Source organism: Rossellomorea sp. ABR4_012 (assembly GCF_056159545.1).
Genome location: NZ_JBSWVK010000001.1, coordinates 1,575,637 through 1,592,223 on the forward strand (window position 1 = coordinate 1,575,637; position 16,587 = coordinate 1,592,223).

Annotated in this window: 16 protein-coding genes; 14 read left to right on the forward strand and 2 right to left on the reverse strand. The window is 45.2% G+C overall.

The window, feature by feature from the left end; all coding sequences use genetic code 11:
• Positions 1–453: 453 nt before the first annotated feature.
• The 4 genes from ACXAFV_RS07655 (at position 454) to pheA (ending at position 3,821) form a co-directional block, all read left to right on the forward strand.
• Complete coding sequence (locus tag ACXAFV_RS07655; RefSeq protein WP_475125516.1) at positions 454–987, forward strand: Spo0B C-terminal domain-containing protein; 534 nt, start codon at positions 454–456, stop codon at positions 985–987.
• Positions 988–1,034: 47 nt separating this feature from the next.
• The gene (gene obgE / locus ACXAFV_RS07660) at positions 1,035–2,324 is read left to right on the forward strand and encodes a GTPase ObgE (protein WP_475125518.1); all 1,290 of its coding nucleotides are present in this window, start codon (positions 1,035–1,037) and stop codon (positions 2,322–2,324) included.
• Positions 2,325–2,350: 26 nt separating this feature from the next.
• Positions 2,351–2,806 carry an ACT domain-containing protein gene (locus ACXAFV_RS07665; RefSeq protein WP_475125520.1) on the forward strand — a complete coding sequence of 152 codons (456 nt, stop codon included), beginning with the start codon at positions 2,351–2,353 and terminating at the stop codon, positions 2,804–2,806.
• Between the two features lie 163 nt (positions 2,807–2,969).
• Positions 2,970–3,821 carry a prephenate dehydratase gene (gene pheA, locus ACXAFV_RS07670; RefSeq protein WP_475125521.1) on the forward strand — a complete coding sequence of 284 codons (852 nt, stop codon included), beginning with the start codon at positions 2,970–2,972 and terminating at the stop codon, positions 3,819–3,821.
• Positions 3,822–4,159: 338 nt separating this feature from the next.
• On the opposite strand, the gene ACXAFV_RS07675 is transcribed toward pheA, so the two are convergent.
• Together ACXAFV_RS07675 and ACXAFV_RS07680 are read right to left on the reverse strand one after the other, a co-directional pair.
• The gene (locus ACXAFV_RS07675; protein ID WP_475125523.1) at positions 4,160–4,702 is read right to left on the reverse strand and encodes a 3H domain-containing protein; all 543 of its coding nucleotides are present in this window, start codon (positions 4,700–4,702) and stop codon (positions 4,160–4,162) included.
• Between the two features lie 58 nt (positions 4,703–4,760).
• On the reverse strand, positions 4,761–5,897 hold the full coding sequence (locus ACXAFV_RS07680) for an IscS subfamily cysteine desulfurase (protein WP_475125524.1): 1,137 nt from the start codon (positions 5,895–5,897) through the stop codon (positions 4,761–4,763).
• Positions 5,898–6,145: 248 nt separating this feature from the next.
• Between ACXAFV_RS07680 and nadB the strand changes: the two genes are divergently transcribed.
• From nadB to ACXAFV_RS07730, 10 genes are all read left to right on the forward strand, one after another.
• Positions 6,146–7,729 (forward strand): L-aspartate oxidase, encoded by a 1,584-nt coding sequence (gene nadB, locus ACXAFV_RS07685; protein ID WP_475125525.1) that lies wholly within the window; start codon positions 6,146–6,148, stop codon positions 7,727–7,729.
• The gene (gene nadC, locus ACXAFV_RS07690; protein ID WP_475125526.1) at positions 7,698–8,558 is read left to right on the forward strand and encodes a carboxylating nicotinate-nucleotide diphosphorylase; all 861 of its coding nucleotides are present in this window, start codon (positions 7,698–7,700) and stop codon (positions 8,556–8,558) included. The genes nadB and nadC overlap by 32 nt, the downstream gene beginning before the upstream one ends.
• Positions 8,545–9,651, forward strand: coding sequence for a quinolinate synthase NadA (nadA, locus tag ACXAFV_RS07695; protein WP_475125528.1), 1,107 nt, complete (start codon positions 8,545–8,547; stop codon positions 9,649–9,651). Before nadC ends, nadA begins: the two co-directional genes overlap by 14 nt.
• A 237-nt stretch (positions 9,652–9,888) precedes the next feature.
• Positions 9,889–11,892: a SafA/ExsA family spore coat assembly protein gene (gene safA, locus ACXAFV_RS07700; RefSeq protein WP_475125530.1), complete on the forward strand. Its 2,004-nt coding sequence runs from the start codon at positions 9,889–9,891 to the stop codon at positions 11,890–11,892.
• Positions 11,882–12,865, forward strand: coding sequence for a phosphotransferase (locus ACXAFV_RS07705; RefSeq protein WP_475125531.1), 984 nt, complete (start codon positions 11,882–11,884; stop codon positions 12,863–12,865). The genes safA and ACXAFV_RS07705 overlap by 11 nt, the downstream gene beginning before the upstream one ends.
• A 108-nt stretch (positions 12,866–12,973) precedes the next feature.
• Positions 12,974–13,714, forward strand: a complete 741-nt coding sequence (locus tag ACXAFV_RS07710) for a YhcN/YlaJ family sporulation lipoprotein (RefSeq protein ID WP_475125532.1) — start codon at positions 12,974–12,976, stop codon at positions 13,712–13,714.
• A 185-nt stretch (positions 13,715–13,899) separates the two neighbouring features.
• Positions 13,900–14,454, forward strand: a complete 555-nt coding sequence (locus ACXAFV_RS07715; protein ID WP_475125533.1) for a BofC C-terminal domain-containing protein — start codon at positions 13,900–13,902, stop codon at positions 14,452–14,454.
• A 281-nt stretch (positions 14,455–14,735) separates the two neighbouring features.
• Positions 14,736–15,350 carry a Holliday junction branch migration protein RuvA gene (gene ruvA / locus ACXAFV_RS07720; protein WP_475125535.1) on the forward strand — a complete coding sequence of 205 codons (615 nt, stop codon included), beginning with the start codon at positions 14,736–14,738 and terminating at the stop codon, positions 15,348–15,350.
• A gap of 28 nt (positions 15,351–15,378) precedes the next feature.
• On the forward strand, positions 15,379–16,380 hold the full coding sequence (gene ruvB / locus ACXAFV_RS07725) for a Holliday junction branch migration DNA helicase RuvB (RefSeq protein WP_475125536.1): 1,002 nt from the start codon (positions 15,379–15,381) through the stop codon (positions 16,378–16,380).
• Positions 16,377–16,583 carry a DUF2905 domain-containing protein gene (locus ACXAFV_RS07730; RefSeq protein WP_058297873.1) on the forward strand — a complete coding sequence of 69 codons (207 nt, stop codon included), beginning with the start codon at positions 16,377–16,379 and terminating at the stop codon, positions 16,581–16,583. Before ruvB ends, ACXAFV_RS07730 begins: the two co-directional genes overlap by 4 nt.
• Positions 16,584–16,587: the final 4 nt, after the last annotated feature.

Sequence of the window (16,587 nt, forward strand, 5' to 3'; positions counted from 1 at the left end):
TCCGGGTGGCAAGTGCTGCATTCGAGGAGATCGTTGAAGACACGCGGTTTTGATATTAAAAATGGATTTTTGATAATAAATATCCTGTTTTTGATAATAAAAGCCGAATTTTGATAATAAAAAGGCCATTTTTGATAATAAACCTTTTGATTTTGATAATAACAGCTTCAGGCAAGCACGAAATAGCTTTCGAAGAGGTCTACAGTAACCGTATTACGGGGCATTTTTCAACTATTGAGGTTTTATTTTCAACTTCCAGGCATTTATGATCAACTTTACCTGATTCATTTTCAACTTTATCATGACCAGCTCAGCACCACATACCGGTTCCATCCACTCAACCAGCCACCCAGCCAATTCCCCGTCCTTCGACACTTTTTTCATAAACAATATACGCGGATGGCTTATCTTTGATATACTAACTAATAGCACTTAAAGTATAGGAGTTATTATATGAGCGAAAATTGGAGTATTTTGGACGCACTGAGACATGCTCGTCATGATTGGATGAACGATCTGCAGTTGATCAAAGGCAATCTTGAATTAAATCGGATTGAGCGTGCGAAGCAAGTCATAGACACCATGGTTCTCACAGCGCAAAATGAATCTAAGTTATCGAATCTAAAACTTCCATTATTGGCTGAATGGATTTTAACATATAACTGGGCAACACATTTCGTAAAATTGGAGTTCGAAGTGGGGCAGACCGGGTATACCGGCAAGCTGAATGATCAAAAGCTCGTTCTCGTATGTAAAGAGGTAATGGGACTTCTTGAATCCAATACAGAGGCCAACACAGAAAACCAACTCTCATTAATCATTAACCTTTCTGAGGAACATCCCCGTTTTATATTTGATTTCACAGGTATACTAAAAGAGACGAATGTTTTGGAAGAATGGATTAACAATAAACAAAAAAACGGACAAAATATAGAGACAGAACTGCTTCAAAAAGAAGCGTTTGTGATTCATCTTTCTGTTGCATAACATTTACATAATGATATCAACGTGATGGATAAGTTAGGAGTGAAAGTATGTTTGTCGATCAGGTCAAGATTTATACAAAAGGCGGAGACGGCGGTAACGGAATGGTTGCTTTCCGTCGTGAAAAATATGTACCGAAAGGCGGCCCAGCAGGCGGAGACGGCGGTCATGGGGCAGATGTCATTTTTGAAGTGGACGAGGGCCTCAGAACGCTGATGGATTTCCGTTATCAGCGTCACTTTAAGGCACCGCGCGGAGAACATGGCATGAGTAAGAACCAGCATGGAAGAAATGCTGAAGACATGGTTGTAAAGGTGCCGCCGGGTACGGTTGTCAAAGATGATGATACCGGCGAAACGATTGCTGACTTAACGCAGCATGGACAGCGCGCGGTCATCACTAGAGGCGGGCGCGGAGGACGCGGAAATTCACGTTTTGCCACACCGGCCAATCCTGCTCCAGAACTTTCAGAAAAAGGTGAGCCCGGTCAGGAACGCTATATCGTCATGGAATTGAAGCTGCTTGCCGATGTCGGACTTGTCGGGTTCCCGAGTGTGGGGAAATCAACGTTATTATCCGTCGTATCTGCAGCAAAACCGAAGATTGCTTCGTATCACTTCACGACGATCGTCCCGAACCTTGGAATGGTTGAAACGGCTGATGGGAGAAGCTTTGTCATGGCAGACCTGCCGGGATTGATTGAAGGAGCGCATGAAGGAGTGGGTCTCGGTCATCAATTCCTTCGCCATATCGAGAGAACGCGTGTCATCGTCCATGTGATTGATATGAGCGGTATGGAGGGGCGCGACCCTTACGAAGATTATCTGACAATCAACGAAGAGTTGAAGCAATATAATCTTCGCCTTACAGAACGCCCGCAAATCATCGTGGCCAACAAGATGGACATGCCTGAAGCAGAAGAAAATCTGGAAGTATTTAAAGAAAAGCTTCAAGATGATTATCCTGTATTCCCGATATCAGCATTTACTCAGCAAGGCCTGAAGGAGCTGCTGTTTGCCGTTGCTGATAAATTGGAGACTACAGAAGAGTTCCCGATTACAGAAGAAGTCGAGGAAACAGGTATACATCGTGTGGTTTACAGACACGAGGAAGATCAGCGTGACTTTGTGATCACTCGTGATCCTGATGGAACCTTTGTTGTCAGCGGAGCGAAAATCGAACGACTATTCAAGATGACTGATTTCACTCGTGAAGACTCTGTCAGACGTTTCGCAAGGCAGCTGCGTTCTTACGGTGTGGATGATGCACTCCGCGAACGCGGTGCTGAAAACGGCGACACGGTCCGCTTATTGAAATATGAATTTGAATTCGTTGATTAAGCCTGGTCATATTGGAGGAGTAATCATTGGGAAAAAAATTTCAGGACGGTAAATTTTATTTAGTCCGTGAAGATGTTCTGCCTGAGGCGATGAAAAAGACGCTTGATGCCAAAGAACTGATCGAAAGAGGGAAGGCCGATTCCGTATGGGAAGCGGTAAATCGAGTGGATTTAAGCCGGAGTGCGTTTTATAAATATCGTGACACGGTCTTTCCTTTTCATACGATCGTGAAGGAAAGGATCATCACGTTATTCTTTCATTTGGAAGACCGCTCAGGAACCCTGTCTCACCTTCTCAGTGAAACAGCGAAGCACGGATGTAATATATTAACCATTCACCAGACGATTCCGCTGCAGGGGAGAGCGAATGTCACGCTGTCCCTGAATGTGACGGATCTTACCGTTGGCTTAGAAGAATTACTGTCAGTGTTAAGACGCCTTGAATTTGTCGAAAAAGTAGAAGTGTTGGGCTCCGGTGCCTGACACTTCTTTTTTTTGCGGTTTGGCTCACCGGCCGCAAAAGCGAAGTCTTGTTCGGAATCGTGCAGCGGTGGATTGACCGACCAACTTTTTAAAAAGATGTATATACAAAACCATCAATCCCATGTTAGAATGTTCAATAAATTTCTCGAGAGGAAGAGACCAATTGAAAATTGCTTATCTAGGACCTCAGGCATCTTTCACGGACCTGGCCGTGAAGAAGGCTTTTCCGGAAGAACATCAAGTACCATGTGTGACGATACCAGATTGCATTGAAGCGGTCATTGAAGAGGAAGCTGACTATGCGGTGGTCCCCCTGGAAAACGCGCTGGAGGGATCTGTACATATTACAGTTGATTATTTATTTCATGAAGCGGATTTATCCATCGTTGCAGAGCTTACTTCCCCGATACAACAGCATCTGATGGTGCATCCGGAAAACACCGGTGCTGAAAGTGAGATAGAGAAAATCCTGTCCCATTCCCATGCACTGGCTCAGTGCCATAAATTTCTTCATCACCACTATCGCGGCACGTCACTGGAGCAGACGACTTCAACCGCGGCTGCAGCCAAATACGTGAGTGAGCACTCGCAGAAAAAGCTGGCGGCCATCGGTAATGAATTAGCGGCACAAGAGTACGGGCTCAGGATTATCGATGAGAACATACACGACTTTGCTTATAATCACACACGTTTTATCGTACTGCATAAGCAGAGTGATGCGCTTACGATTGACCTTGAAAAATCTTCAGACAAAACGACGCTCATGGTGACTCTTCCTAAAGATCGTTCGGGAGCTCTTCATCAGGTTCTCTCCACGTTTGCCTGGAGACAGCTTAATTTAAGCAAGATTGAGTCAAGACCTTTAAAGACCGGTCTGGGTGACTATTTCTTCTTAATTGATGTTGCTCATGGAATGGACGAGGTGCTGCTTCCGGGAGCGATCAGCGAGATGGAGGCGCTTGGATGTGAAGTGAAGATGATCGGAACGTATTCATCGTATTTGCTGGATGAATAAATGGAAAAGACAGCCCCTTTTTTTGAGAAAGGAGCTGTCTTCTTTCATTCATGAGCAGGAATCATTTAAGAGCATTTCGTGGCCGGGTATATGATTGTTGCAAGATGCAGGATATTTGTAAGTGAAAAGGGTGACTGAAAAAAGTTTATGCTCGATATCTCAGATTTATGCTCGAAAATCTAATTATATGCTCGAAATCGGTCCATTTATGCTCGAAATTCCAGATATATGCGCGAACCCGAGATCCCATTCCTTACCTTCATGAATACACCCAACTGTATGCACCGCTGCCAACCATACAAAAAGTACCCGTGCCTATATTAGGCCGGGTACTTCCATCAACTATACGACTTCATCAAAAAACCAGCTTCCTTTAGTGCATTTTCTGCATTCACCAATGTTTCCTCATTGTGGGCCATCAGTGTATGTAAATGCACACCGTCCGTTAATTCGGATAAGTAGGCTGCCTGAGTTTTTTTGATTTTCGTTAAAAATTGTTCCACTTCTTTTCGATTGGAGACCATGATGGATGCTGTTAGGTCACCGTAAACGCCATGTTCGATTTTAACGTCCTTCACTGTGACGCCGTGATCGACGAGTAACAATAGTTCCTCTTCGGCTCTGTCGGGAGAGTGCTGACAGGCTACGATCCGTTCCACCATGGAATCGCGATTTGAGCTTGGCATATAGAGATATCCTTGGCTGGTAGCGATGATCGGTTCTCCTTTAGCCTTCAGTAAGGTAATATCACTGACGATGACCTGCCGGCTTACATTGGCAAGCTTTGCAAGGTCGCCTCCTGTTATCGGGGCTTGTTTTGTAATGAGGTGATCGAGAATGACTTGTCTTCTCTCATCTCCAAGTATCTTTTTCCCTGCCACTGCTATCTCCTCCGCACCTATTTTATATAGGAAATCATACCACACCTGATTCATCAAGTTAAGAAATGTATGCTTCCTGCCGAAAATGGGACAGGACCTCTGCCAGTTCTTCGACATGTTCACGAGTTGTATCCCGCCCAAGGGAAATCCGGATAAACTCTTTTCCTTCCCTTTCTCCTATCCCCATCGCATCTAGGGTCTTAGGAATCGAATGCTTCCCTGTCTGACAGGCACTTCCCGTTGAGATGTGGATGCCTTTCCGGTTGCACTCAAGCATGAGCCATTGACCTTCCACCCCGTTGATTCTCATTCCTATTACATGTGGAAGCTGATGCGCGGCTGGACCACCATATGCTGTGTAATGATTTTCCAATAAGCTGTTCAGCTTATTGAAAAAATAGTTTCGCAGCGAAGAGTAATGATCATCCTCCTCGTGAGGCGAGGTCTTTAGTGCCGCCGATACAAAACCTGCAATCCCGGGAAGGTTGACTGTGCCACCCCTGAAACCACCTTCATGCGTCTGATGCGGCATGAAAGGCTGGATATCAGATTGGGGATGAATATAGACGGCACCGGCACCTTTTGGTCCATAGATTTTATGAGAAGAAATCGTAAAACTGTCCACAATCGAAGCGGCTTCCTTTATATCGAGCTTGCCAATGGATTGCACCATATCACTGTGAAATAAGATACCTTTCCCTTGCAGCAGTTTTTTTATTTCAAGGAGAGGCTGGATGGTGCCGATTTCGCCATTTGCATGGCAGACGGAGACGACCGTCGTTTGATCTGTAAGGGCCCTTTCCAAGGACTCCAGGTTTATAAGTCCTTCAGGGGTATAAGGAATCTTCGTTATCCGGAATCCCGCCTTCTCCAAAAAGGCAGCAGCACTGTGGATGGACGAGTGTTCAGCCCCGCTGATGATGATATGTTTCCCCTTCTTTTCATAACTGAATGCGAGTGAGAGAAGGGCCACATGATTTCCTTCTGTTCCACCGGAAGTAAAAGATATTCCCTCAGCTGGGACCCCCAATACACCTCCAAGCCTCTTTCGGCAATTTTCCAGAAGCAGCTGAGCTTTTCCTCCGGTATCATGAAGGCTGCTGGCGTTTCCCCAACAGTCTTCACTGACCTTCGTATAAATCTGTAAACACTCCGGATCGACAGGTGTCGTTGACGCATAATCAAAATAAAGCATTGTCATTCTCCTTTAAACGTTTCAACTTTAGCAATCTATCAAGCTCTTTATACAAAATCATTTCAAATGTAAAATCCTAAGCCTTTTAGTCTGAGTACGAATGGGGCAAGTGAACGCGACCCATCCGGAAAACAGATGAAAAACAACGGCCATAAAAAATGCCATCCATAAAAAAACTCTTGTCATTAGTTTAATAATGTGTAAATATATGTGTCAAGACACCTGTAAATAATCAGGAGGATTTTAATATGATGAATACCGATGTAATCATTGTGGGAAGCGGGATTGCGGCATTACAGCTTGCCCGTCAGCTTCAGGAGCATTTGAATGTGATAATTATCACAAAGAATAAAGTCAAAGACAGCAATTCATATCTTGCCCAGGGCGGGATTGCTGCACCGGTCGGCAAACTGGATAAAGTCGAGCTTCATACAAGAGATACTATGACAGCAGGCTGCCACCATCAGTCCGAGGAGATAGTGAAGAACGTTATAAGGGATGGTAAAAGAATCATAGAATACTTGATCAATGACGGGGCTCCTTTTGACAGGAAGGCTGCGGGGGACCTTGCGCTCGGGATGGAGGGAGCACACAGTATGGCGCGCATCCTCCATAGCGGCGGCGACCAGACAGGGAAATACATCGTCGATTATTTATTGAATGCACTTGAAAAAGTCAGCTTCGTTCAAGAAGAAATGGTTTTCGAACTCATAAAAAATGAACGGGGTCATTGCTGCGGAGTCAAAACGATGAAAGGTGACGGGTCCATTCATCACTATTTTGCTCCTCATGTGGTCCTTTCCACAGGAGGCGCGGGCTCGATCTATTCATTGAGCAGCAATGCACCAACGGTTACGGGCGACGGTATGGCACTGGCCTTTCTAGCGGGGGCTGCGCTGTCTGATATGGAATTCATTCAATTTCATCCTACTCTTCTGTCCTTGGGCAGCACTTCCGGCGGGCTCGTTTCAGAAGCAGTCCGGGGAGAAGGGGCACTCTTAATCAATGATTCAGGAGAAAGAATCATGGAAGGTGTGCATCCACAGCTAGAGCTTGCCCCGCGCCATATCGTGGCAGAGAGGATCAATCGTGAGCGAATGGAAGGGAAAACGGTCTTCCTTGATATCACTCCGGTAAAAGATTTTGAAACGAAATTTCCTTCCATCACAAAAATGTGTGAAAACCATCATATCTCCTTATCAGAAGGGAGAATCCCGGTTACTCCGGGATGTCACTTCACGATGGGGGGAGTTGTGACAGATGAAGAAGGAAAAACCACGGTCCATGGTTTATATGCAATCGGGGAGGTAGCCTGCACAGGATTACATGGTGCAAACCGGCTTGCGTCGAACTCCCTGCTCGAAGGTCTGGTATTTGGAGAAAGACTCGGACATCATCTGATTAAAACTAAAAAGAATGCTGCTTTTTTCAAGGCAGCTTATCACGTTCCGAAATATAGAGGAACTAATACGGAAATTACGTTTGATCCCGCTGAACTTAAAGAGCGGATGATGAGGGATGTAGGGATCATACGAAATGAACAAAGTTTAACCAATCATTTGAACTGGCTGAAAGCCCAATCCTTAACTTATAAAACAGACCTCGACCAATTGTCTCAAGGTAAGGTGCAAACATACTTAATGTGGGTGGTCAGTATGTTGATCACACAGTCAGCCCTCATAAGGACGGAAAGCAGGGGCGGGCACATCCGATCCGACTATCCTGGAGAGAACAATACAGATTGGTTTAAACGTTCGATTTTTTTAATAAATGAAAATCATCAACTGAAGGTGGTACATGATGAACAACATCAAATTGAAATCTATGCTTGAAGAATTTCTAAAAGAAGATCTCGGTGACGGTGATCTTTCATCAGAAAGTGTATTTGCGGAAAGCGATGAAGGAACGTTCTACTTAATGGTAAAAGAAGAAGGGATTTTCTGCGGAAAAAGCGTGATTGAAACGACCTTCTCATTATTGAGTCCGGAATCAGTCGCCGAGGTGCTAGTGGAAGATGGAGAACCCGTGAAAGAAGGACAGCTGATTGCTAAAGTGACCGGGAGCATGAGGTCTCTTCTTCAGGGGGAGAGGGTCGTACTGAATCTTATTCAGCGAATGAGCGGGATAGCGACCTCAGCACACCGGGCAGTCCAGAAAGTAGAGGGAAGCGGAGTTCGGATCTGCGACACCAGAAAGACGACGCCGGGACTCCGGATGCTTGAGAAATACGCTGTGCGAACAGGCGGAGGCTTCAACCACCGAAACGGTTTGTATGATGCCGTGATGTTAAAGGATAACCATATTTCATTTGCAGGATCTATTTCGGCGGCAGTAATAAAAGCGAAACAGCAGTGCGGTCATACAGTGAAAATTGAAGTGGAAATCGAAAGTGAAGAGGGTCTGATAGAGGCGGTCGCCAGCGGTGCCGATATCATCATGTTCGATAACTGCAGTCCACAGCAAATCAAGGAGTGGATCCAGCACGTCCCTCCTCAGATAGTGACGGAGGCTTCAGGGGGGATTACGGAAGAAAATCTGAGAGAGTACGCACAAACCGGTGTCGGGTACATTTCACTCGGATACCTGACTCATTCAGTAAAGTCTTTGGATATAAGCGCAAGAGTATTAAGGCAGGAGGGGATTTATAATGGGATTACTTGAAGAACTGACAGTCGAAACAGGCGCCCTGCCTGAATCAATCACATCCCTTACGAAAGAAGAAATGGAGAATCGGGTAAGGGAAATCAAAAGAGTGCTGGGAAAAAAACTGTTTATTCCCGGTCATCATTATCAGAAGGATGAGGTAATACAATTTGCCGATGCAGTGGGTGACTCCCTTCAATTGGCGCAAATTTCATCCCGAAACCAGGAAGCGGATTTTATCGTGTTTTGCGGGGTTCATTTCATGGCAGAAACGGCCGATATTTTAACACAGAATCATCAACAGGTCATTTTGCCCGATATGAGAGCAGGATGCTCCATGGCGGATATGGCTGATATTTATCAAACAGAGAAAGCCTGGTCAAAGCTTCAGGAATCATTCGGGGATACGATCATCCCTCTCACCTATGTCAATTCAACCGCAGCCATAAAAAGCTTTGTTGGAAAAAATGGCGGAGCCACAGTCACTTCATCCAACGCACACAAAATGGTGGAATGGGCATTGGGGGAAAAGGAACGAATTCTGTTCCTTCCTGATCAGCATCTCGGAAGAAACACAGCGGCAGACCTAGGGGTGGCAAAGAGTGAAATGGCCGTTTGGGATCCGATCCGAAATGATTTGATATATGGGGGGAAACTGGAGAGTATTAAAGTCATCCTTTGGAAGGGACACTGTTCCGTTCATGAGAATTTTACAGAAAAGAATATTGAACATGTACGCAGCACACATCCTGAAATGAAAATCATCGTGCATCCTGAATGCCGAAGGGAAGTCGTTGAAAAATCAGACATGAACGGGAGCACGAAGTTTATCATAGATACAATCAGCAATGCTCCAAAGGGTTCATCCTGGGCGATAGGGACAGAAATGAATCTGGTCAAAAGGCTGATTGCACAGCATCCCGACAAGCACATCATTTCCCTTAATCCATATATGTGTCCATGCCTGACAATGAACAGGATCGATTTGCCTCATTTACTTTGGTCGTTAGAAAATATAATCGATAAGAAACCACAAAATATAATAAAAGTGAACATGGATATCGCTGATAATGCCACGTTGGCATTAGATCGAATGTTAGCCCGCGCGTAGAGGTCAAGAGAAAACGGCGGTTTTAACATGCAGACCCTTGTACATTCGAAAATCCCTTAAAAAAAGCAAGCAGTGAAAAATTATTCTTTTCTGCTTGTTTTTTGTTTATTGAAGAGTGTTCCCAGCTGATGGCAGGTATATTTTTTTTCGCCCATTCATAAGTTTTTATGTAGATGATTAGCAATTTGCCTATCTTGTCATAGGATATATAGACTTATGCCTGAGGAGGGAAAAAGAGTGAAAATCCATATTGTTCAAAAAGGGGACACTCTTTGGAAAATCGCCAAGAAATATGGTGTGAATTTCGAAGAGTTAAAGCAAATGAATGCCCAGCTATCGAACCCTGATATGATAATGCCGGGAATGAAAATCAAAGTTCCGACGACAGGGGGGTCCGTAAAAAAAGAAGCACAGATAAAGTTCGGATCTAAAGAAGCTCCTAAGAAAGAAATGCCTATGAAGGAGATGCCTAAAGCAGAGCATCCTTTTAAAGAGCAGAAACCGATCACACAGCCTGTTGCCGAAGAAAAGCCGAAGGAAGCACAAAAACCGTTTACTCCGAAGATGCCGAAGCCGGTCATCCCGGAAATTGATATCAATAACTATTACATGATGAACATGGCGAATATGCAAATTCAGCAGCCTATGCAGAAGCCGATGCAAAAACCGGTCCAGCAGCCTAAACCACAGCCCAAACCACAGCCTAAAACTCAACCAAAAGCGAAAGCTCAACCAAAAATGCCGCCTAAACCTTCCAATATTCTTCCGCAAGCCAAAGATAAAAAATCACCAAAAGCTGAAAAGCCCAAGCAAAACAATGTAAAAGGAATTCAGGATGAAGAAGAAAGCTTACAAATGCCGGCTCAACCGGCACAATCAGCACAACCACAAGGAGGGTACAATCAGCCTATGTATTTCAACCCCTATAATTGCGTACCTGTATCACCTGTTATGCCAGGATCCGGATTTGGGCCTCATGGAGGAATGCAGCCGGGTTATGGAATGCCGATGGGTCCCGGAGGTCAGGTCCAAGGTGCGATGATGCCTGGAATGCAGCAAATGCCAATGATGCCTGGTATGGGCTATGATGATGATGAATCTTCTATGATGCCTTATATGCCGCATCAAAGTCCGATGGGTCAGCCGTCCGGCGTAATGGGAGCCCAATCACCAATGGGTCAGCCATCCGGCGTGATGGGAGCCCAGTCACCGATGGGTCAGCCGTCCGGTGTAATGGGAGCTCAATGGCCAATGGGTCAGCCGTCCGGTGTAATGGGAGCACAATGGCCAATGGGTCAGCCATCCGGTGTGATGGGAGCCCAGTCACCGATGGGTCAGCCGTCCGGTGTAATGGGAGCACAATGGCCAATGGGTCAGCCATCTGGTGTGATGGGAGCCCAGTCACCGATGGGTCAGCCATCCGGTGTAATGGGAGCACAATGGCCGATGGGTCAACCATCAGGCGTAATGGGAGCACAATCGCCGATGGGTCAGCCATCCGGCGTAATGGGAGCCCAATCACCAGTGGGTCAGCCGTCCGGCGTGATGGGTGCGGCGGATGAAGAAGATGGATATCCATCCGTTCAAATGCCTTCACAAACTGCTCCAGGTCAATGGATGCCTTATGATAATTGCTATCCGGTATCCCCTGTAATGCCGGGATCGGGATTCCCTGGAGGCATGCATGGTCAGCCGATGTGGCCTGGGCAGGTTCAAGGAGCGATGGATGAGTCACCTTCTTCAGGACAATGGCCGATGGGTCAGCCGTCCGGAGTGATGGGGGCACAGTCACCGATGGGTCAGCCGTCCGGAGTGATGGGAGCACAATCACCGATGGGCCAGCCGTCCGGAGTGATGGGAGCACAATGGCCGATGGGTCAGCCATCCGGAGTGATGGGAGCGCAGTCACCGATGGGCCAGCCGTCCGGAGTGATGGGAGCGCAGTCACCGATGGGTCAGCCGTCCGGAGTGATGGGAGCACAATGGCCGATGGGTCAGCCATCAGGAGTAATGGGAGCGCAGTCTCCAATGGGTCAGCCATCAGGGGTTATGGGAGCTGCCGATAAAGATGACTGCGGATGCGGGGGACCTAAAGGATATGGTGCGATGCCACAAGGAATGCAGCCTCCATACGGGTATGGTCCTGGAATGATGGGTCAGGGTATGCCGATGGGTCAAGGGATGTTTGGACCAAGAGCCTTCTCCATGCCAAACTTCCAAGATGATGATCTTGACAGCTGATATCCATCCGAGAGGAGACGATTATACGTATCGTCTCCTTTCTTTTTTAAAATACAAATTAAATGATCAATCCGCATCCCTAAAAAAATTAAAAGAAGGAAAATGGGTGTTATACAGTAATGGAGTTAAGTGGTTTGTAAAAAAATATTCCAGCCAGAGCAGATTCATCATGCAGGAAACTTTGGTAAGAATGTTAGTACAGCAGAATTTCCCTCACGTCCTGCGATTTCACCCCATACACCAAAGAGAAATACTTATATTCGAAGGTCATCCCATCGGATTGACGATATGGCTGGAAACCAGTGAACCAATCAGCTATGGAAATGCACAGGACAGGATGGACGTTTTGTTTGTGCTTAAAATGTTCCATGCATGCACAGGAACAATGCAAGGGAAGTGGCTGGAGGAACTTCCGAGATACAAATGGGTGAAGAAGTGGAAGAAACGTTTGAGTCAATTTGAAAATAATATCCCCTTTCTTCAATCCTTTATCCAGCCATATTATCTCTATACTTATTTGGAATGGGGAAAGCGGGCGGTTGAACAGCTGGAAGTGCTGAATATGGTGGAGAAGCCTTCTTGCATTACACATGGAGATGTAGCCCATCATAATTTTTTAAGAGGAAAGAATGGGAATGTCTATTTGATTGATTTCGATTTGATCGCACTTTCTACGCCTTTAATGGATGATTTGCAATTTTGTAACCGCATCCTTCCATTTATCGATTGGTCGTTGAATGAAATAAAACAGCTGAATGTTTATCAACCTTATCTCAATCAATCTGTCTTTTACCTGGGATTACTATACCCTACAGATATTTTCAGGGAGTGGAATCGGTTCCTCAGGGAAGATTACAATTATAAACAGAGGGCATGGAACTATCTCATTCATTTGACAATCCATCAATTTCCACAAAGAATGCAATTTTCTCAAGAGGTGCATCAGGAAATGAATCGCCTCCTTAATCCATAATGTAGGAGAAGTCTCCAACTACTTGAAGGAATGAAGACTGCCTCTCCTTCACACCCTAATGATGAGCATGTAATATGCTCAATCAGCGGGTTGAAGGAGGAAGCACCATTGAATAAAAAATTATTCATGGTACCAATGGCAGCCGTAATGACGATGGGTCTGGCAGCTTGTAATACAGGTGAAGAAGAAGCTCAGAACCGGTATACAGATTCCTATGAACCACTCGGATTCTACTCCAACGAAGGCCACGGTGGAGATGAGCGGGACGAGAGGGATGGTCCACTGACTGAAATGTATGACCATTCGCCGATTGGCAGGGAAGGACAGGATATCCGTCAGAAGAAACGTGAATACCTTCAAGTCAAGGACGAAAATGGAAATCCAAGGAATCCTTCTGCTCCACTGGCGGATTATGACAAAAGCTTTCTTGAACAGGATGGCCGTGCCAGTCATGGAGACGCAAATTATCATGGGCATTTAGATGATAATACCAGAAAAGCCAACAGATCTTACTACACTGCATACGAAGGCGACCTTGCCGAGAAAATTGGGGAGGTTACCGGTAAAGTAGAAAACGTAAGTGATGTCCGTGCAGTTGCCTACGGTACGGATGTGCTGATAGCGGTCGAACTCCAAAATCACAGCAAAGATAAAGAAGATGAAACAAAAGAAAGAATAAAGAGAGCTGTAAAACCATATCTTAACGGCCGATCAGTAAAGGTTGTAACTGATGAAGGAACGTTCAGCCGAGTCCGGAATATCGATAATGACCTGCGTGACGGCGGGCCTTTTGAAGGTATCAACTTAGATATCGATAATATGTTCAAGGCACTTAAGAATAATGAATGAAAATAAAGGTCACTAAAAGAGTATCCCTCTTTGGTGGCCTTTTTTTATTGCATATAGTAACAAAAAAATAATCTATTGGATATTCTTAGCAGGGTTTGGCAACACTAGTTATTGAATAAGGCTCTGCTTACTCTATCCGTAAAGAGCTTTTAGGAATGACATAAAACGAGTACGAGGTGATCACGATGACGATGAAGATTCGAATCGTGTTTATGGTAATGCTGCTATTGGGTGCATTTTATTTCACTTTCTTTTATACAGAAGAAAAACAGGCTGCCGATCGTGAAAACGTTCAACAGACTGAGACAGGGGAAGACCCGGTTGATGTTGTTTCAGCGCATACTGTTACCGTGAAATTGGAAAGAGTGTACCTGGACGGAGAAATCAGTGAAGAAATTGTACAGGAGACAATCTGGAGTATGGAAGATTTCTGGGCGGCCTATGCTGACTGGCAGTTGATTGACATGACTGAGGAAGAAGTCGTATTCCAGAAGCAAGTGGATGATATTTCGCCTCTGTTAAAAACGAACGGCTATTTCGGTATATCAGAAAATGGGGTGCTGTCCATCTTTAATGGAAAACCCGGCCAGGCAGAGATCATACAGTCTTTCTTTCAGATTGATGTCGAAAAGCTTGAAAGCAACAGCCATGAGACTTTACTCAAAGGTATCCCTGTGAAGTCCAAACAGAAATTCGAAGAGGTTTTGGAAAGCTTTAAACAGTATTCCGTGCCGGAATGAAGAGCACTCAAAATTGTAACTGTACTAAAGGAGACAACTTAATATACTATAGTATAACAACCAGAAGGAAACGGGATTCTGGTTGTTTTTTTATATATGGACCAATTATTTAAACATCGTATTTCTGCCTTTCTGTTTTATAAAATTTCTCTTCCCATTTGCGTTCACAAGCGACCATTTTTTGATAAAATAAGAACAGATGTTTCTCTGTGCGGAGGGATTTTCCGCCCTATTTCATCAAGATGTGATACAATGAGTATTTAAAATGAGGAGAGAATTCAATGTATGAATATATAAAAGGGACTGTTACTCAGGTTGGTCCCGAGTATGTAGTTATAGAAAACAACGGTATCGGTTATCAACTCTATACTGCCAATCCATTTCTTTATTCAAAATATCAAAATCAGGAGATACAGATTTTTACATATCAACATGTGCGGGAAGATCTCATTGCTCTCTATGGGTTTCTTGCATTGGAAGAAAAATTATTGTTTATGAAATTATTGAATGTATCTGGCATTGGCCCCAAGGGAGCTTTGGCCATTTTGGCATCGGGTGCTCCGCAGCAGGTCATTTCCGCGATTGAAGAAGAAAATGAAAGCTTTCTGACGAAGTTTCCGGGGGTCGGGAAGAAAACCGCCCGCCAGATGATCCTTGATTTGAAAGGGAAGCTCCAGGATGTCGTGCCGGATTACTTCCCGAATCTGTTCAATGAACACGAAGGAACTCCAACAGGAGGAGCAGATAAAGATGAAGCGTTTGAAGAGGGCATCCTTGCTCTTAAGGCCCTTGGTTATTCTGACAGGGAGATCAAGAAAGTGACTCCAAAATTGAAAGGTCAAGGTTTATCAGCGGATGAGATTATCCGGAAAGCCCTTCAGCTGCTGCTAAAATAATAAGATATCAAGAAAGGAGGAAGGGTAGATGGAAGAAAGAATTGTATCAGGGGAATCTGAACTCAATGAGGATTCTTTCGAGTATTCACTGAGACCTCAGACGATTAAGCAATATATCGGCCAGGATAAAGTGAAACACAATCTGGAAGTGTTTATTGAAGCGGCGAAAATGCGGCAGGAAACCTTGGATCATGTTCTGCTCTACGGGCCGCCGGGTCTGGGGAAAACGACGCTGGCAGCGGTCATAGCCAATGAGATGGGCGTGAATCTGCGGACGACTTCCGGACCGGCAATCGAAAGGCCGGGAGACCTTGCCGCTGTCCTTACAGCACTGGAGCCGGGCGATGTACTGTTCATTGATGAAATTCACAGGCTCCCCCGCGCGATCGAAGAGGTCTTATATCCCGCCATGGAAGATTTCTGCCTCGATATTGTGATCGGCAACGGCCCGAGTGCACGGTCCGTCCGCTTAGATCTTCCGCCTTTCACTCTTGTTGGAGCGACGACACGGGCAGGTGCTCTTTCAGCACCTCTCAGGGACAGGTTTGGAGTTTTGTGCCGTTTGGAATACTATAATGAAGAGCAATTAAATGAAATTGTTCAGAGAACGGCGGCAATTTTGAATACGAAGATTGAAGAGGCCGCATCAGCTGAGCTGGCAACTCGCTCAAGGGGGACCCCGCGAATAGCGAATAGATTGCTTCGCAGAGTGAGGGATTTTGCTCAGGTCAAAGGAAACGGTGATATCACCTCAGAGCTTTCGAAAGAAGCGCTCGAACTGCTTCAAGTCGATAAACTGGGTCTTGATCACATCGATCATAAGCTGCTCCGCGGCATCATCGAACGCTTCAGGGGCGGACCGGTCGGTCTTGATACCATTGCCGCAAGTATTGGTGAAGAATCCCATACCATCGAAGATGTGTACGAACCCTATTTGCTGCAGATCGGCTTCTTACAGCGCACACCAAGGGGGAGGGTCGTGACGCATCTTGTGTATGAACACTTTCAACTGGAGGTGCCGTCCAAGTGACAGGTCTACCTAAGCTGCTGATGATCATCGGAGGAATCATACTGATCATCGGCTTCCTGATGCAATTTATAAAAATTGGGAAACTCCCTGGTGACATCGTCATCAAAAAAGAAAATACAACATTTTATTTTCCACTTATGACTTCTATTTTGTTAAGTGTTATACTTTCTCTTGTCTTTTATATCATTGGACGTTTTAAATAGACCT